The organism is Bradyrhizobium sp. LjRoot220 (assembly GCF_964252915.1).
Classification (GTDB): domain Bacteria; phylum Pseudomonadota; class Alphaproteobacteria; order Rhizobiales; family Xanthobacteraceae; genus Bradyrhizobium.
The window spans coordinates 142,592-159,459 of record NZ_CAXUPS020000011.1; the positions used below are offsets into that span (position 1 = coordinate 142,592).

At 63.1% G+C, this 16,868-nt stretch carries 20 protein-coding genes; 11 read left to right on the forward strand and 9 right to left on the reverse strand.

Annotated features, from left to right (window positions below):
- The first annotated feature begins 160 nt into the window (after positions 1–160).
- From ACSQ84_RS32130 to ACSQ84_RS32150, 5 genes are all read left to right on the forward strand, one after another.
- Positions 161–742 (forward strand): urease accessory protein UreE, encoded by a 582-nt coding sequence (locus ACSQ84_RS32130; RefSeq protein ID WP_436215747.1) that lies wholly within the window; start codon positions 161–163, stop codon positions 740–742.
- On the forward strand, positions 723–1,460 hold the full coding sequence (locus ACSQ84_RS32135; RefSeq protein WP_436215748.1) for an urease accessory protein UreF: 738 nt from the start codon (positions 723–725) through the stop codon (positions 1,458–1,460). Before ACSQ84_RS32130 ends, ACSQ84_RS32135 begins: the two co-directional genes overlap by 20 nt.
- 198 nt (positions 1,461–1,658) lie before the next feature.
- Positions 1,659–2,297 carry an urease accessory protein UreG gene (gene ureG, locus ACSQ84_RS32140; RefSeq protein ID WP_436215749.1) on the forward strand — a complete coding sequence of 213 codons (639 nt, stop codon included), beginning with the start codon at positions 1,659–1,661 and terminating at the stop codon, positions 2,295–2,297.
- A gap of 371 nt (positions 2,298–2,668) precedes the next feature.
- On the forward strand, positions 2,669–4,327 hold the full coding sequence (locus tag ACSQ84_RS32145) for a CHASE domain-containing protein (protein WP_436215750.1): 1,659 nt from the start codon (positions 2,669–2,671) through the stop codon (positions 4,325–4,327).
- Between the two features lie 129 nt (positions 4,328–4,456).
- Positions 4,457–4,639: a hypothetical protein gene (locus ACSQ84_RS32150; RefSeq protein ID WP_436215751.1), complete on the forward strand. Its 183-nt coding sequence runs from the start codon at positions 4,457–4,459 to the stop codon at positions 4,637–4,639.
- 74 nt (positions 4,640–4,713) lie between these two features.
- Here the strand turns inward: ACSQ84_RS32150 and ACSQ84_RS32155 are convergent, their stop codons facing one another.
- Both ACSQ84_RS32155 and ACSQ84_RS32160 read right to left on the reverse strand, forming a co-directional pair.
- Positions 4,714–5,259: a sigma-70 family RNA polymerase sigma factor gene (locus tag ACSQ84_RS32155; RefSeq protein WP_192737176.1), complete on the reverse strand. Its 546-nt coding sequence runs from the start codon at positions 5,257–5,259 to the stop codon at positions 4,714–4,716.
- Positions 5,259–5,462: a NepR family anti-sigma factor gene (locus ACSQ84_RS32160; RefSeq protein WP_436215798.1), complete on the reverse strand. Its 204-nt coding sequence runs from the start codon at positions 5,460–5,462 to the stop codon at positions 5,259–5,261. The genes ACSQ84_RS32155 and ACSQ84_RS32160 overlap by 1 nt, the downstream gene beginning before the upstream one ends.
- 299 nt (positions 5,463–5,761) lie before the next feature.
- Between ACSQ84_RS32160 and ACSQ84_RS32165 the strand changes: the two genes are divergently transcribed.
- Positions 5,762–6,568, forward strand: a complete 807-nt coding sequence (locus ACSQ84_RS32165; RefSeq protein ID WP_436215752.1) for a response regulator — start codon at positions 5,762–5,764, stop codon at positions 6,566–6,568.
- Between the two features lie 226 nt (positions 6,569–6,794).
- On the opposite strand, the gene ACSQ84_RS32170 is transcribed toward ACSQ84_RS32165, so the two are convergent.
- Both ACSQ84_RS32170 and ACSQ84_RS32175 read right to left on the reverse strand, forming a co-directional pair.
- The gene (locus ACSQ84_RS32170; protein ID WP_436215753.1) at positions 6,795–7,310 is read right to left on the reverse strand and encodes a hypothetical protein; all 516 of its coding nucleotides are present in this window, start codon (positions 7,308–7,310) and stop codon (positions 6,795–6,797) included.
- Positions 7,311–7,371: 61 nt separating this feature from the next.
- Positions 7,372–8,418 (reverse strand): threonine aldolase family protein, encoded by a 1,047-nt coding sequence (locus ACSQ84_RS32175; RefSeq protein WP_436215754.1) that lies wholly within the window; start codon positions 8,416–8,418, stop codon positions 7,372–7,374.
- A gap of 414 nt (positions 8,419–8,832) precedes the next feature.
- Between ACSQ84_RS32175 and ACSQ84_RS32180 the strand changes: the two genes are divergently transcribed.
- Positions 8,833–9,264, forward strand: a complete 432-nt coding sequence (locus ACSQ84_RS32180; RefSeq protein ID WP_436215755.1) for a hypothetical protein — start codon at positions 8,833–8,835, stop codon at positions 9,262–9,264.
- A gap of 910 nt (positions 9,265–10,174) precedes the next feature.
- Here ACSQ84_RS32180 and ACSQ84_RS32185 read toward each other — a convergent pair.
- The 3 genes from ACSQ84_RS32185 to ACSQ84_RS32195 form a co-directional block, all read right to left on the reverse strand.
- Complete coding sequence (locus ACSQ84_RS32185) at positions 10,175–10,615, reverse strand: hypothetical protein (protein WP_436215756.1); 441 nt, start codon at positions 10,613–10,615, stop codon at positions 10,175–10,177.
- A gap of 116 nt (positions 10,616–10,731) precedes the next feature.
- The gene (locus ACSQ84_RS32190; RefSeq protein WP_436215757.1) at positions 10,732–11,100 is read right to left on the reverse strand and encodes a DUF883 family protein; all 369 of its coding nucleotides are present in this window, start codon (positions 11,098–11,100) and stop codon (positions 10,732–10,734) included.
- A 90-nt stretch (positions 11,101–11,190) separates the two neighbouring features.
- On the reverse strand, positions 11,191–12,288 hold the full coding sequence (locus ACSQ84_RS32195; protein ID WP_436215799.1) for an AI-2E family transporter: 1,098 nt from the start codon (positions 12,286–12,288) through the stop codon (positions 11,191–11,193).
- 408 nt (positions 12,289–12,696) lie between these two features.
- On the opposite strand from ACSQ84_RS32195, the gene ACSQ84_RS32200 reads away from it, so the two are divergent.
- Together ACSQ84_RS32200 and ACSQ84_RS32205 are read left to right on the forward strand one after the other, a co-directional pair.
- On the forward strand, positions 12,697–13,485 hold the full coding sequence (locus ACSQ84_RS32200; protein WP_436215758.1) for a L,D-transpeptidase: 789 nt from the start codon (positions 12,697–12,699) through the stop codon (positions 13,483–13,485).
- Between the two features lie 26 nt (positions 13,486–13,511).
- The gene (locus tag ACSQ84_RS32205; protein WP_436215759.1) at positions 13,512–14,144 is read left to right on the forward strand and encodes a DUF2865 domain-containing protein; all 633 of its coding nucleotides are present in this window, start codon (positions 13,512–13,514) and stop codon (positions 14,142–14,144) included.
- A gap of 37 nt (positions 14,145–14,181) precedes the next feature.
- On the opposite strand, the gene ACSQ84_RS32210 is transcribed toward ACSQ84_RS32205, so the two are convergent.
- Positions 14,182–14,307 (reverse strand): hypothetical protein, encoded by a 126-nt coding sequence (locus tag ACSQ84_RS32210; RefSeq protein ID WP_436215760.1) that lies wholly within the window; start codon positions 14,305–14,307, stop codon positions 14,182–14,184.
- Between the two features lie 182 nt (positions 14,308–14,489).
- On the opposite strand from ACSQ84_RS32210, the gene ACSQ84_RS32215 reads away from it, so the two are divergent.
- Positions 14,490–14,645: a Thivi_2564 family membrane protein gene (locus ACSQ84_RS32215; protein WP_436215761.1), complete on the forward strand. Its 156-nt coding sequence runs from the start codon at positions 14,490–14,492 to the stop codon at positions 14,643–14,645.
- 51 nt (positions 14,646–14,696) lie between these two features.
- Here the strand turns inward: ACSQ84_RS32215 and ACSQ84_RS32220 are convergent, their stop codons facing one another.
- Positions 14,697–14,897 (reverse strand): CsbD family protein, encoded by a 201-nt coding sequence (locus ACSQ84_RS32220; protein ID WP_436215762.1) that lies wholly within the window; start codon positions 14,895–14,897, stop codon positions 14,697–14,699.
- Positions 14,898–15,165: 268 nt separating this feature from the next.
- On the opposite strand from ACSQ84_RS32220, the gene ACSQ84_RS32225 reads away from it, so the two are divergent.
- The gene (locus ACSQ84_RS32225) at positions 15,166–16,854 is read left to right on the forward strand and encodes a methyl-accepting chemotaxis protein (RefSeq protein WP_436215763.1); all 1,689 of its coding nucleotides are present in this window, start codon (positions 15,166–15,168) and stop codon (positions 16,852–16,854) included.
- Positions 16,855–16,868 lie beyond the last annotated feature (14 nt).

Consider the following 16,868-nt stretch of genomic DNA (forward strand, 5'->3'; position numbering starts at 1 on the left):
GTATGCTGCATCGTCGCGCATTCGGTGGCTTCATCCTTCGAGACGGCGCTTTGCGCCTCCTCAGGATGAGGTCTAAAACCCTCATGGTGAGGAGCGCGGCAACGCCGCGCGTCTCGAACCATGAGGCCCCTATGCTCGAACATGCTTCAGGTATTCTCGCATGATCCGCGCAACAAGCGTTCAGGGCCAGCATCGCTGGACGGAAGCCGGCGCCGATACCGTGGTGCTCGATTTCGACGATCGGCACCGGCGGCGGATGGCGATGACGGGCACGCGCGGGCTCGAATTCCTGCTCGATCTGGAAAACGCCATCGCGCTGCGCGGCGGCGATGCGCTGGTGCTGGAAGACGGTCGCCTGATCGAGGTGGTCGCGGCCCCCGAGCCGTTGATCGAAATCCGCTGCACCGATCCGCTGCATCTGGTTCGCGTCGCCTGGCATCTCGGCAACCGCCATCTGCCGACGCAGATCATGCCGAAGGGCTTGCGGATCCGCCGCGATCACGTGATCGAGGCGATGGTGAAGGGGCTGGGCGCGCGCGTGATCGAGATCGAAGCGCCGTTCGATCCCGAAGGCGGCGCCTATGCCGGCCACGCCCACGCGGCGGAAGCCGCGCATGGGCATACCGGTCATGATCACGCTTCGCATGGTCACGCGCACGACCACTGCCATCGTCACGACGAGCATTGCGACCACGACCACGACCACCACCACGATCACTCTCATGCTCATGACCGCAAGTGAGCCCGGTCCAGCCAATGCGCCGGACGGGATGACGGCAGACGAGGGCGCGGCGCTATACCGGCTGATGACGTGGCTGTCGCCGGCCTTTCCGGTCGGCGCGTTTTCCTATTCCAGCGGCATCGAATGGGCGGTGGAGGCCGGCGACATTGTCGATGCCGCCTCGTTGCGCGGCTGGCTGGCGGCGATGCTGGCCGATGGCTCAGGCTTTTGCGACGGCGTGTTTGTGGCACAGACGCACCGGGCGGCGACGGCAAACGACCACGGCGCGCTGCACGAGGTCGCCGAGCTTGCGGCGGCGTTCGTGCCCTCGCGCGAGCGGCAGCTCGAAACCTCGACGCAAGGCCGCGCCTTCATCGACATCGCGCGCGCGGCCTGGACCTGCGACGGCCTCGATGCGCTGGTTTCGGCTTGCGGCGGCGTCATCGTTTATCCCGTCGCGGTCGGCCTCGTCAGCGCCGCGCACAAGATTCCGCTGGCGCCTGCGATGCATGCCTTCCTGCATGCCGTGGTCTCGAACTGGATCTCTGCCGGCGCGCGGCTGGTCCCGCTCGGGCAGACCGACAGCCAGCGCATCCTGGCCGCGCTGGAGCCGGTGGTGGTCGCCACCGCGGCGCGCGCGCTGCACGCCTCGCTCGACGATCTCGGCAGCGCCACCTTTCGCGCCGATCTCGCCAGCCTCCGCCACGAGACGCAATATACGAGATTGTTTCGGTCATGAGCAGGGCAAGCCTCCCTCCACACGTCGTCCCGGCGAACGCCGGGACCTATACGCCGCGGCCCATCGTTGAGGCACGCTGTCAGACAGCTTCTTTCACGATGGGCACTTGCCGCAGGCGTCTGCGATGCTGCCTCATTGATAGATCACGCGGTATGGGTCCCGGCGTTCGCCGGGACGACAACTGAGGGAATACCTTAGATGACCAATTCTCACGGCCCGTTGCGTGTCGGCGTCGGCGGCCCCGTCGGCTCGGGCAAGACCGCGCTGATGGATCTGCTCTGCAAATCGATGCGCGAGCGCTACGACATCGCCGCGATCACCAACGACATCTACACCAAATGGGACGCCGAGTTTCTGGTGCGCTCGGGCTCACTGACGGCGGATCGCATCGCCGGCGTCGAGACCGGCGGCTGCCCGCACACTGCGATCCGCGAGGACGCCTCGATGAATCTCGCGGCGGTCGCCGACATGCGTGCGAAATTTCCCAATCTCGATCTGGTGCTGATCGAATCCGGCGGCGACAATCTGGCCGCCACGTTCTCGCCCGAACTTGCCGACCTCACGATCTACGTCATCGACGTCGCCGCCGGCGACAAGATCCCGTCCAAGGGCGGGCCGGGGATCACCCGCTCGGACCTGCTGGTGATCAACAAGATCGACCTCGCGCCGCATGTCGGCGCCTCGCTGGAAAAGATGGATACCGACGCCAGGCGGATGCGCGGCGAGCGTCCCTTCGTGATGACCAATCTGAAGAAGAGCGAGGGGCTCGAGCGCATCATCGGCTTCATCGAGACCAAGGGCGGCCTGCGCCCGGCGCCGAAGGCCAAGGCTGGTTAGACCAAGGCCGGCTAGACCAGGGCCGTCGGTTAGACGGAGCTCGAAGCGGGTTAGGGTTAACACGCAAGGTTCGGCTTTGGACCCTCCTGCGATCTCAAATCCGCCATCCCCGGGCACGACATTGCCCGGGATGAAGATACCGTCGGTACGCCTGGAACCAAATCGGTCCGGGCTGGTTGGCACTGGCCCCGCGAAATCAGCGTTAACGGAGGCTGCGTCGTTTCGCTGTCATCCTGTTAGTTGCGTGCTGATGATCGCTCATCCATATTCGCCCGCGATCCGCCGTCGCCCGGTTTCCATTTGTTGCTGCCCCGGCAGACTTCGAATGCTTTCTTTCCCTGTTCGCCAACACTTCATTCCCGAGTAAGCGAGTGGTCCGGCTGGGTTTCATTATCGGCTTTATCGCCCTGATTGGAGCGCTGCTCTCCAGTCTCGCGGCCTATCGCGTTCATGAGCAGGAAGTGACCCTCGACGGCATCGCGCTGGCGCGCGCCATCGACGTCCACGCCAGCCTGGTGCAGGACCGGCTGACCGAACGCGAGCTGCTGGCGCGCGTCGCCTCCGGCCTGTTTCGCGCGCCGTCGGTAGTCAAGGCCAACATGCTGCAGCCGCTGCGCACGTCGATCTATGCCTTCAAAGCCGATTTCGTGGTCGCCTCCTGGATCGCACGGCTCAAGCCGGACGAGCTGGAGGCGGCACGCGCGGTGCTGAAAAGCTCGGGCTTCACCGATCCGACGATTCGCGATTTCGACGACCGGCCGCTGGATCTCAAGGCCATCGACAAGCCGATCAACGTGCTGATGGACCTCGAACCGCGCAGCGCGGAGACGCTGGGCTTTCCGGGGCGCGCCTACGAACGCCACTCGGTGATCGCGCCGGTGCTGACGCAGGCGATCGAGAGCGGCAAGCCGGTGGCGTCGGACCCGATCCCGCTGCTGCACAAGTCCGGTCCGGTAGGCATCGTGCTCGCCGCGCCGGTGTTCCAGGAAGGCTCCAGCGAGGCCGTCGGCTTCGTCACGTTCTCCTACGAGCTGGCGACCTTGATGCTGACCAATGACGACCAGTCGTTGTTTTCGGTGGTGCTGAAGGACCCGCGCGACGCCAATGACGAATTCGTCGCCAACGACCAGGGCGCCGTCACCTTGCAGGCGGTCAAGCCGGAGGGCCCGGCGCCGTCGATGGTTCGCACCGTGACGTTCGGCGGCCGCGACTGGTCGCTCGGCTACTACGCCAAGTCCAGCGCGGTGGTGCGAGCGCAGCAGACCGCGGCGATCGTGGCGGCGATCGGGCTGGCGCTGACCGGCATCGTCTGCGGCCTGTTCGGCTATGTCGCCTACAACAACTTGAGGCTCAGCCGCGAGATCCAGGTGCGCATCGGCTTCGAGCGGCGGCTGACGGCGGTGATCGACGAACTCAACCATCGGGTCAAGAACATCCTCGCCGTGATCCAGTCGATCGTGACGCGAACGCTGCGCCACGGCTCCGACATGGACGTCTCGCGCGAACTCCTGATCGGGCGCATCCATGCGATGTCGAACGTGGTCACGCTGCTGAGCGAGAGCCAGTGGCAGGGCGTCAAGCTGAAGGGGTTGTTCGAGTCGCGCGCGATACCGCATGCGGACCGCATCGCGGTCAACGGTCCGGATATCGCGGTGAGCGCACGCGCAGCGCAATCGCTGTCGCTGCTGTTCTTCGAACTGGCGTCGCATTCCGACGAAGGCCTGTCGCTGGTCGGCAAGCATCCGCATATCGTCGCGAACTGGGAAATATCGGGCGAGGAGCCGGATACGGTTTTCCATTTCCGTTGGGAAGAGTTCAATACCAGTGCCGCGACGCGGCGGGAGGATTCGGATTTCGGCCTGATCCTGCTCGACCGTGTGGCGCCGGAAGCGCTCGGCGGCACCGCCAAGCGCTATTTCACCGATGTCAGTTACGTCTACGAACTGACCGCCCCCATGGTCACCGTCGTCGACATGAGCGAACGCGACCGCACCGAACAGCTCTCCGCGCCGGTACGGCCGGTGAAGTAGAGTCCCACCGCCGCCGTCATTCCGAGGCGCGCGAAGTTTCGTAGGGTGGGCAAAGCCACCGGGGCGCGCGAATGCGCGCCCGATGACAGGCTCCGCGTGCCCACCATTCAACGACGTGGAGCCGGATAGATGGTGGGCACGGCGCAAGAGCGCCTTGCCCACCCTACGAAGTACGGAACCACTCCCATCGCCCGCGCGTTTTACCGGTATGATGGAGGAGACGAAAGCATGGGACGTTATCTGCTGTTGTGGCTGCTCGGCGTGCCGATCCCCATTCTGGTGCTGATCTACGCCTTTGGCGGCCTGAACTGAAGCCCGGAACTTCCAGACAAACAAAAAGGCGGCCCGGTCGGGCCGCCTTCTTGCGTCATGTCAAGCGAAGCCTGTCAGTTGTTGCCGCCGATCACCGCGCGCACCGTGTTGTCGGGGCCGAAATCCTCGGCGCCGTCGACATAGAGCAGGGCGCTCAGTTTCGAGCGGGCGCGGTTGACACGGCTCTTGATGGTGCCGACCGCGCAGCCGCAAATCGCGGCGGCGTCCTCATAGGAGAAGCCGGAGGCGCCGACCAGGATCAGCGCTTCGCGCTGGTCTTGCGGCAGCTTGTCGAGCGCGACGCGAAACTCCTCGAACTCCAGATGCGCGTTCTGCGCCGGCTGCGTCTTCAGGGTTTTGGCGTAATTGCCCTCGGCGTCCTCGACCTCGCGGCGCCGCTTGCGATAGTCGGAGCGGAACAGGTTGCGCAGGATCGTGAACAGCCACGCCGGCAGGTTCGAGCCGGGCTGGAACGAGTCGATATTGGCGATCGCGCGCAGCAGGGTTTCCTGCACCAGATCGTCGGCCCGGTCGCCATTACCGCTGAGCGAGATTGCGAACGCGCGCAGCGATGGTACCGACGCCAGGATGTCGTCGCGAAGAGAATCTGTGAGAGGCATTAGTCCCTCCCGTCATTTTTTGCTGTTTGGTCCGGCTGGGCCGCTTGGGTTGCCGCTTCAGGCCCGTCAAGCTTCCGGATGAGCTCCGCAAAGCGGTCAGGCACCCCCTGCCGCACCACGTCGTCGTACATGGCGCGGAGCTGATGACCGATTCGGGACTGGATCTCTGCATTTAGACCGCCCTGCTTCTTTGGTTCTTTCATGATGTCATCCACGCTTCCCCGAGTGTTAAGTACCTTGTATTTCAAGACTTTTCCCCAAAATTGGGCCTTCGCCGCGCTTCCTTGGTTAGGGGGCTAATGCGAACTGCGCTGGAAAGTTCCGAAATCGAGGAACATTTGTTGGAACTTTCTTCGCTGCCGGGCGTAGTGGGAATGGCGGGGGAACCGGGTCACCCCCTGACGATAAAGGGATTGGACAAGGCGTTCGAAGCCACCACCTAAGTATTCACCACCTCAGTATTACGACCCGACACACGGCCTAAGACAAGGATGGAATGGGGATGTCCCGATCACAGCTCGTTGCCGAACATTTGCCGCTGTTGCGGCGCTACGCCCGCGCGCTGACCGGAAACCAGTCGTCAGGTGACGCTTATGTCGGGGCCATGCTGGAGGCCCTGTTGCAGGATGGCTCGCTGCTCGACGAGCGGCATGGTCCGCGCGCCGGTCTATTCAAGCTGTTCACGCAGATCTGGAATTCGGTCGCGGTCAACGACAACCCGGATGTCGCGACGCTGGCGTTGCCGTCGGAGCGCCGGCTCTCGAACATCACGCCGTTGCCGCGTCAGGCCTTCCTGCTGCTGTCGCTGGAAGGCTTTTCCGAGGAAGAAGTCTCGTTCATTCTCGGCACCGACATCGCCGAAACCCGCAAGCTTGCGGACGCCGCCGGCCGCGAGATGGCGGCGGAAATCGCCACCGACGTTCTGATCATCGAGGACGAGACCTTCATCGCGATGGACCTCGAAAGCCTCGTGAAGAATCTCGGCCACAACGTCATCGGCGTCGCCCGCACCCATGCCGACGCGGTCGCGCTCGCCAAGAACAAGAAGCCGGGCCTGATCCTCGCCGACATCCAGCTGGCCGACGGCTCTTCCGGCCTCGACGCGGTCAACGAGTTGTTGAAGGTGTTCGAGGTCCCGGTGGTGTTCATCACCGCCTACCCCGAGCGCTTCCTCACCGGCGAGCGCCCCGAGCCGGCGTTCCTGATCTCCAAACCGTTCCAGCCCGCGATGGTCTCGGCGGTCGCCAGCCAGGCGCTGTTCTTCCAGCGCAACTCCCGCAACCGCGCGCCACGGGCGGCCACGGGTTAGGCTCGGATCACTGGTGTTGCATCGAAACGGCGCGCTTCACGGCGCGCCGTTTTTTTCTTGCTCGCATTTCCGTCGTCCCTGCGAACGCAGGGACCCATACGCCGCGGCCCCTGTTGCTGGAAAGGAAGACAACACTCAGCGGGCTAAACAACTTCCATCGATGACTATCGGTCCCCGATGCGCAATTGCGCACTCAAGGCCGGGACGATGAGACTACGCTCAGCAACTATCGTCGCAGCGCTTCTACGATTGTGCGATCGACGAACTGAATCAGCCCATCTACGATGCTGGTGTCAGAGACGGTTTCTTGCTGTACGATCACGACCGGCTGGATTTCGCGGTCCTGAAACACGCCGTCCGCCGACACTCCACTAACTATGATCAAGTTCCAGTCGCGGCCGTCTATTTTGATCGTCTGTCTCTTGACTGTTAAAATCATTCTGAGTTGACGATCATATCCCGGCCGATCAGGCTTAATGCAATTTGGCTCTGCCCGAACAGTCCTTACCGGTCGAAATATTTGAATCTTGGCTTGAAGTGCACCACCGACGCGATCAGCGAAATCATCACGCGTTTTAAAGCTCCGATCCTCGGCCAGTTCGTAAATCCTGATGCATATGGGTCCCTGCCCGCCCAACTGCAGGTTCGCATTCGCTGACGTGATGCCGATCGCACTCACCAATGAGGCTGATACGAGAAGCGATCCAATTCCCAATCGCAGGAACTTTCGAACCCCAGCCATCAGCCTTGCCCTTCGTCAATTGTGGTCCGGTTAAGAAGGAATTCTTTTCGCCTCTCGAAATCTACCTCCGCGCCTCACTCACCTCCCTGATGTCCCGCGCCAGCGCATCGACCCTTTCAGGATCGGCATCCCAGGCGAACATGAAGCGCGCGCCGCCGCCGATGAAGGTATAAAACTGCCAGCCGCGCTGGCGCAGCGCCTCCAGTCGGTCGGCCGAGGCGCGCAGGAATACCGCGTTGGCTTCCACCGGAAACATCAAGTTGAAATCCGGCAAGTCGGCGACCGCTTTGGCGAGCCGCGCCGCGCCGGCGTTGGCGTGCTGCGCATTGCGCAGCCATGCGCCGTCTTGCAGCAGCCCGACCCAGGGTGCCGCGAGGAAGCGCATCTTCGAGGCGAGCTGCCCTGCCTGCTTGCAGCGATAGTCGAAATCCTCGGCGAGGGTGCAATCGAAAAACAGGATCGCCTCGCCGACAGCCATGCCGTTCTTGGTACCGCCAAAACACAGGAGATCGACGCCGGCCTTCCAGGTCATCTCCGCGGGCGAGCACTTCAGCGACGCGCAGGCGTTGGCAAAGCGGGCGCCGTCCATGTGCAGCCGCAAGCCGAGTTCGCGGCAGGTCGCCGACAGCGCGCGGATTTCGTCCAGCGAATACACCTGGCCGGTCTCGGTCGGCTGCGTGATCGTCACCACGCGCGGCTTCGGGAAATGGATGTCGGATCGGCTGTTGGCGAGCCCTGCTACCTGCTCCGGCGTCAGCTTGCCGTCCTCGCTCGCCGCAATCAAAAGCTTCGAGCCGTTGGAGAAGAATTCCGGCGCGCCGCATTCGTCGGTTTCGACATGCGCCGAAGAAGAGCAGATCACGCTGTGATAGGATTGGCACAGGGATGCCAGCGCCAGCGAATTGGCGGCGGTGCCGTTGAAGGCGAAAAACACTTCGGCGTCCGGCTTTTCGAACAACGCCCGGAACGCGTCCGACGCGCGTTGGGTCCAGGGATCGTCGCCATAGGCCCGCGCATGGCCATGATTGGCCTCCGCCATCGCCGCCCACGCCTCCGGGCAAATGCCGGCATAATTGTCGCTCGCAAACTGCTGGGGATCGGGGGGCATTGGATCGCTCTCGTCGGGTTGCGCCGGTGCCGGCGAATGGGCTTGGCGTGCTTTTGCCAAGGCTTATCATCAAACCGCAAGGCGGTTGCGCTGACGGAGGAATGCTTGCATCGCCCAATACAGCGTCGAAGACGCGCCGAAAAACAGCCGTCACCGGCAGCGGCCCAAATACCGCAGCGATATCAGCGCAAAAAAAAAGCAGGGCGCGACCGGCATCACCACGGTCGCGCCCCACATCACCGGTCTATGGGGCAGGGGGAATGACCGGCTTTTGAAAAGACTCGCCAGCCCCGGACTCGTTCCAGGCGGTCCAAAATTATTTCGTACACGGTTAAGTGATCACGCCCGAGCCGAACCCTGACGGCTTGGTTAGTGTTGTGTTCATGATCGCCACGGGGCGAGGGACACACCAATATGTCACAGATTCATAAGGGAATTTTCGGCTCGCTGGCGATCGCCCTGACCCTTGGCGCGGTCCAGCTCGCAGTCGCGCACGACCTGATTGGCAGCCGCCAGGCCACCGCTGCTGCGCCCGAAGCCGGCGTCAATCGCGCTGCCAAGTCCGATCGCGCGTCAGTCCCCGCCTCAGCCGGGCAGACCCAGACCATTGCCATGCGGCACGACGGCGTCACCGACACCTCGGTGCTGGTCCGCGTGCCCGTTGCCATGGAACTCTCCAACAGGGAATCCTCGAAGGAGGCGCGCAACGAAACGCGCAACGGCCCGCCGAAACCCCCGCCGGTGACGAAGCCCGCCGCCAGGAAAATCGCCGAGGCCTGCGAGCCGCCGGTCAGCGTCCTCACCGAAGTGGCGAAGCTGCTCCAGCCCGGGCGCTGCGTGACGTAAGCGCGAAAGCTATCGCCGTCTTCCGTCGTTCCGGGGCGCGCGTAGCGCGAGCCCGGAATCCATCAGGCCGCATGCGCTGCCGCTTAATGGATTCCGGGCTCTCGCTTTGCGAGCCCCGGAATGACGGAAAGAGCCGCGGCAAATTGACCCGACGGGCAAATCAATTCTGATTTGCGGAAACAGTGTCAAGCCCCAGAATAAAAAATATTTCGCTTTTACGGAAGGCAAATCTGGGGTATATCCTTGGCCATCCCGTCCTGGTCAGAAGGGCGTCGGCCGTGGTCACGGACGTTGGACGGGGTTGCGGTGGACGTGACGGTGCCCTTGACCAAAGGCGCCGAAGCGTACGGTGAAGACGAGTGGTCCCGACGTCGCGGTGCTGGCGTCAATGCACCTGGAGGCAACTGCTTCCGGGGCGCAACGGAGGCAAAAGAGCCGTTCTCCGGGGAGAGCTCGTTATAAGCCGTAAAGCCATTGCGCAGGGAAGGCCGGGTGTTCACCGCTGCCCTGTATGCTCGTGTGCAGCTTTCTATCTACCAACCGCACACGGGACCGCGGGTGCAGCGCGCACCCGGTCTTCCCTGCGCCCTCTAATTGGGAGGGCGGATGATTTTAAAACTTCGGGCGCTTTGCGCCGCGAGAAGGTGAATCTGCGTTTGAATGATGGTGCAACAACAAACGGCGCCGTCGTCCCGGCCTTGCGCTCAGATGCGCAATTGCGCATCGGGGGACCCATACGCCGCGGCTTCTCGGTGAGAGCGCTGGCGTTAGATACCTTCCTCAACAACGAACGCCGCGGCGTATGGGTCCCTGCGTGCCGCCTTCGCTAAGGCTTCGGCGTGCCTCATACCACCACCCCGGCGAAGCCTTGGCGGAGACGGGTCGCAGGGACGACGGCGAGGAAGTGAACCTACTCCGCCGGTGCCTCGCCGCCGGCCTGGCCCTGGCCGCGGCTGGCCAAAAAGCCCAGCGCCAGGCCGCCGATCGCGAGAATCGGGATCAGTTTCTTGATGCCGATCGCGCGCACCAATTGGATCCCGGCGGCCACCAGCATCGGGTCGGCCAGCATGGTTTGCGCGGCGGATTTTGCCGTCCCCTTGACGCGCTTCTCGATCTGTTTCTTGCGCACCATGTAGGAAATCGCCGCAATCATCGTGACCACGAAGAAGATGCCGGCGCCTGTCAGGCAAGCATAGACGGGGCCGTATTTATCCAGCACGAAAACGAAGGCGGCCGCGCACAGGAACGATGTGGTGACGAGCAAGGCGAACGCGGCCGTTGCCGCCAGCGAGGTCAGCCGCAACGCGGTGCCGGTCGAATCCTTGAAGTCATCGATCACGCGCTGAAACATCGGCCCCGCCTCGATCAGAAAAGAACATCAGCAAAAGAAACGACCTCGCGCCAGCGCCGCCATCGGCAGATGAAGGCTGGCTTTCCGCCGCGGGTCATCATTGCGACATCGCCTGATTACCGGCGCCACATCGCGCCGAGCAGGAAACCCACACCCAGCGCGAGGCCTACCGTTGCTAGTGGTCGCTGCGCGATGACGTCTTCCAGCGATTCCTCGATCGAGGAGGCCGCATCCTGAGCCGCGTCCATCATGGCGCTGCCGCGCTCGGACATGTCGTCAACGGCCTGCTCCGCATTGGCGCGCGCCTGCTTGTAGCCGCGGCGTGCCTGCTTGCCGGCGGTGCCGGCAAAATTGTTGAGCGCATCGGTGATCTGTTCGGTGAGGGCTGCGATATCGTTTTTCACGGCAGTTACATCCTTTTCCAGGCGTTCGTAGGTCGCTTTATCCGTCAGGTTCTTTGCGGCGTCGCCATTGGTCATCGACATCAAAAGCTCCAGGAAATGTTCCAAGCTCAAATCAGCTATCGGGGAAACGTCCGCCCGAAGCGGAAGTTCCTGCTGCGAAACCCATTGGCTTTAGGGCAGCTGCGGCGAATTGACCGGCATCAGATGCTCCTTCAGGATCAGCGCGACGATCAGGATCGGCGACGCCAGGAACGCGCCCATCGGTCCCCACAGCCAGGTCCAGAACGCCAGCGCGATGAATACCGCCAGCGCGTTGAGTTCGAGCTTGCGGCCGACGATGGTTGGCGTGAGGAAATGGCCTTCGAGGAAAGTCATCACCGCAAACAGCAGCGGTGCGAGCAGCCCCGCGCTGATCGTCGGGAAGGCGACCAGGCCGACCACGACCAGCACGACGAACATCGCCACCGGGCCGATGATCGGAATGTAATTCAGCGTTGCGGCAAGTGCGCCAAGCCCCGCCGGATTGGGCATGCCGGTGACCGCGCAGATGATGCCGGTTGCGATGCCGACGCCGACATTGATCATCGTCACGGTAAGCAGATAGCTGCCCAGATGCTCCTCGATCTCGTTGAGGATCCGCAGCGTCCGCAGCCGCGCCGGCCGGTCGCCGAAATTCATCACCAGGGCCCGGCGCAGATCCTTCCAGCTCGCGATGAACAATATCAGCGTGGCGACGAACAGCAGGAACTCGGCGAAGGTCGGCGACAGGAATTCGAGCGTCGGCTGCACCCAGTCGAATTTCGGGATGTGGAACGTCGCCAACGTGTCGGTGCTGCCGAGCATGCCTTGCAGCTGCTGCCACAGCGCCAGCGGCCGGTCGAAAACATGCAGTTTTTCCTTCAGCTCCGCCCCCAATTCCGGAAGCTTGTTGCTCCATTCCATCGCCGGCGATGCAATCAGGCCGACCATGAAGGCTGCGCCAGTGCCGACCGCGGCCACGATCAGGACGGCGCCCAGAGCGCGGGGAATACGATAGCGCTCGAGGAAGCTCGCCGCCGGCGACAGCATGGTGCCGACGAAGAAGGCCATCGTGACGGGAAGAAAGAACGCCTTCGCGGCATAGAGCACGGCGACGACGCAGATGACGAGCAGCGACACCAGCGAAAAGGCGACGATGTCGGCGCGGCGAATGACTGGCGGCAGTTCGACCTTGCTGTCGGGAAGCGGTGCGCCTTCCGGCGCATTGGCTTTCTGACGGTCGCCCGGCAAACCGTTTTGGTCGGAGGCCTTGTCAGAGGTCTTGCGGTCGGATGGCTTTCGTTCGGTGGTCTTGTGCTCACCTTGCGCCGGTTTGCGTTCCGGCGGCTTGCTTTCATTGGACCGCGCCTTGTGTTCTTCCGGCGCCTTGCGTTCTTCTGGCAAAGGCTTGGGGGGCACGACGCGCACAACGAATCTCCCCCGCGCGTGGCGGTGATCACATGGCCGCCGCGACGTCGCCTCGCGGACCGAGTTTTGAAAGCATCCAACGGGCGGCCGCGGCGAAAGTTCCGTCGCGGAAGTGTGAGCACCGGCTCGCTTGACAGGAGGCCGATCAGGTCGAGTCGCAGGGAACTGCGCAGCCCCGGTCGCGTTGCCAACCCAGAGCATCACACGATGCGTATCCAACGGGGCAGTCCCATGACACAGTCCTCTGATCGCCGGCATCAGTCGCGCGTAATACAAACGCTCGTCTTCGTCAGCGCCATGTTGCTGGCGCCGTCCATGTTCTCCAGCGCGGCGAGCGCGCAGATGCTGGGTTACGCTTCCACCCAGCCAAATCCGTTTCCCTCCGATGAGGTGATGGCCGAGCCGACAACGCCCGACGCGGGCGTCGTGCCGGAGCGGCTGCGCCGCGCCGTCGTCGCCTTCAATTCCAATGAAGCGCCCGGCACTATCGTGATCGATACCGGCAACACCGCGCTCTACTACGTGCTCGGCCAGGGCCGCGCCGTTCGTTATGGTGTCGGCGTCGGGCGCGAGGGTTTTACCTGGTCCGGCGTGCAGACCATCAGCCGCAAGGCCGAATGGCCGGATTGGCATCCGCCGGCGGAGATGATCGCGCGCCAGCCCTACCTGCCGCGCTTCATGGCCGGCGGTCCCGGCAATCCACTCGGCGCGCGGGCGATGTATCTGGGCTCCAGCCAATACCGCATCCACGGCACCAACGATCCCTCGACGATCGGCAAGTTCGTCTCCAGCGGCTGCATCCGCCTGACAAATGAGGACGTCACGGATCTGTTCAGCCGGGTCGATATCGGCACCAGGGTCGTCGTGCTGCCGAAGAACGCGCCGCACATTGCGAGCAGGAACCTGGAAACCAGGACCAACATCAGCGTTCGCCCGGCGACGCAGCCGGTGCGCCCGGCGGCGACGACGCTGCCCTCGGGGCGGCAGGCCATGAATTTGACGGCGTCGCAGCTCAATTGAGTTGTCGGCCGCAACAGGAGATGCGGATGGGCGTGAGCAGAATGGTAATCCTGGGCGCGGCATTGGCAGGCGCTTTCGCGTCGGCGCCGGCGGCGCAGGCCCAGGACTTCTTCTCGGCCCTGTTCGGCGGCCTCAGCCGGGCGAGGGGCCCCTCTATTTCGTTGCCGTTTGCGAACGGCGACGGATCGATGCCGCTTCAACGCGGCGAGATGCGGCGTTATGGCGGCGGCGGTCAGGCGTATTGTGTGCGCACCTGCGACGGGCGCTATTTCCCGCTGACGGCGTCGGACAATGCGAGCCGCGTGGCCTCCTGCGACAGTTTTTGCCCGGCCAGCGAGACCAAGGTGTTTTACGGCAGCAGCATCGACAACGCCGCCGCCGAAGACGGAAAACCTTATTCGGAACTGCCGAACGCGTTCCGCTATCGCAATGAGCTCGTCAGCGGGTGCACCTGCAACGGCAAGGATCAGATCGGGCTCGCGCCGGTCAAGATCGAGAACGATCCGACGCTGCGCAGGGGCGACATCGTCGCCGGTGAAAACGGTCTGCTGGTCGCCGGCCGCAGCGCCGACAAACGCGGCGCCGAGCTGAACTTCTCACCCGCCTCGGACAAGCTGCGCGCCAAGTACGAACGCGTGCCGGAGGTGGCGCGGGAGTGACGATCAATTGGTCGGGGGCACGGCGTTCCAATTTCCGTCATGGCCGGGCATGGCCGTCTGAAGGACGGCGTCGCTTCCGCTCGCCTATGACCCGGCCATCCACGTTGGCGGTGGCCAGGATGACGGCCTTCAGCAGCGTGGAGTCGGTCAGACGATTCAACATGATGCTCCCCCTGCGGTCATTGGGGGAAAGGGTAAATAGACAGTGCCTGCGCCATAAAACGACGGGAGCATTGAAATAGTTGGGATTTTTACGTCCAGACGTAGGTTCCCCACCTGGAACCCAATGTGGCCTGCCACGTTAACAAAACACTAACAGCGCTTTGCCAGCCGAGGGGGCCCCGCATGCTTGTCAGCGTACTCGTCACGTTTCTCGTCGTTATCCTCGTCCTCTATCTCATCAACCTGTTGCCGATCGACGGCCGCGCCAAACAGATTTGCCGTGTTGTCGTGATCATCCTCGGCGTGATCTCGCTGTTGAAATACATCGCGGTGATCTAGCGGCCGCCCAAAGAAGAGCCCCGGCGCTGCCGGGGCTTTCATTTTGGGTGGCTATTTCAGGCTCTTGAACCAGTCATCCACGTCCTTGTGAATCTGGTCCTTGGCGAAGCCATAGCGTTGCTGCAGCTTGCCTTCGAGCTGCTCGCGACGGCCTTCGATCACATTGAGATCGTCGTCGGTGAGCTTGCCCCATTTCTCCTTGGCAGCACCCTTGAACTGCTTCCAGTTTCCTTCCACCCGGTTCCAATCCATCTTCATCTCCTCCATGTCAGTTGAGACCGATTCTCAACGGGCGCGCGATTCAAACGTTCCTGCGGTGCGGCAAAGCGGCACCAGCCATGCGACAGTTCGCGCTGCCTTCCGCATTTCAACGGAGGCGCCCGACCGGCTGGGGAACCGAAATTGTGCGCGAAGACAAACGGAACGTTAACGCGAGTGGTGAATAGTCCTCGCGTTTTAAGAGAATTCAAGTTCGGCTCGCCAAGAGCAAAATCGGATTGATTTTAAGGAAACGCTGGCAATGACGCTTCGTTTGACGATCACCCGCGCCATCGTGCTGTTCGGCCTGGTCACGGCCATTGGTCTGGGGGCCGTGGTCTTCACCGGCATCTTCGCGCTCAGCGAGGTCAAGGTCGGTGGCCCCCTCTACAACAAGCTCAAGCTCGGCAACGATTTGATCGCCGACATTCTGCCGCCGCCGGAATACGTGATCGAATCCTATCTCGAAGCCACGCTTGCCCTGAACAATCCGGCTGAACTCGCCAACCGCCGCGAGCGGCTGAAGCAATTGAAAAAGGAATACGACGAGCGCCACGAGTTCTGGGTGAAGTCGGACCTCGAGCCTGTGGCCAAGGCCAAGCTCGTCGTGGATTCGCATCGCGAAGTGCAGCGCTTCTGGACCGCCGTCGAGCAGGTGTTCCTGCCGGCCCTGGCCAAGGCAGACGCAGCCGGTGCGGCAAAGTCGTATGGGGAGATCACGACCGCCTATCTCGCGCATCGCGCGCTGATCGACGAAATCGTCAAGAAGACCACGGACGACAACGCGGCGATCGAAAGCGCTGCGACCCAACGTGTCGGCACATTCAACGTCATTTTGTGGGGCATCTCCGGCCTGGTCTTCCTGATCATCGGCGGCGGCCTGGTCGGTGTCGGCCTGGGTGTGATCCGGCCGATGACCCGCATGACCGGCGTGATGGCTCGGCTCGCCGGCGGCGGGCTGGATATTGAAATACCGTCGCTCAAGCGGACGGATGAAGTCGGCGCTATTGCCCGCGCCGTCCAAGTGTTCAGGGAAAACGCGCTACGCGTTCAGGCCATGGAATCCGAGCAGGCCGGCCTCAAGCTCAAAGCGGAGCAAGAACGCAAGCTGGCGATGAGCCAGGTCGCCGACGGTTTCGAGCAGGCGATCGGCAAGATCATCGAGGCCGTCTCATTGGCGTCTTCCGAGATCGAACTCGCTGCAGGCAGCCTGACCCGGACCGCCGAAACCAATCACAAGCATACGGCGAAGGCTGCATCCGCTTCCGACCGCTCGTCGTCCAGTGCACAATCGGCCGCCGCCGCCTCGGAAGAGATGGCTTCCTCGGTGACCGAGATCGGCCGACAGGTGAAGCAATCGGAAGACATCACCCAGGCTGCGGTGCGTCAGGCCGAGCAGACCAACGAGCGGATCGCCGAGCTGTCGCAATCCGCCGGCCGGATCGGCGAAGTCGTCAAGCTGATCGCGGCGGTGGCCGAGCAAACCAATTTGCTGGCGCTGAATGCGACCATCGAAGCCGCGCGTGCAGGCGAAGCGGGCCGCGGCTTTGCGGTCGTCGCCTCCGAGGTCAAGGCGCTGGCGGCCCAAACCGCCAGGGCAACCGAGGAAATCGGCGCCCAAATCACGCAGATGCAATCTGCAACGCAGCACTCGGTGTCGGCCATCAAGGCGATCGGCGCCACGATCGGGCAAATCTCCGAGATTTCAACCGCGATCACCGCAGCTGTCGAACAGCAGAGCGCCGCGACGCAGGAGATTGCGCGCAACGTCCAGCAAGCCGCCCAGGGCGCCATCGAGGTGGGCAGCTGCCTCGGCGATGTCAGCCGCGGTTCGGCCGACACGCAAGCTGCGGCCGAACAGGTTCATGGTTCCGCCCGTTCGCTCTCGCAGGAAGGCCATTCCCTCAAGCGGGAAGTCGGCAAATTCCTGCAAACGATACGCGCGGCCTAATATCCGGATCGAAC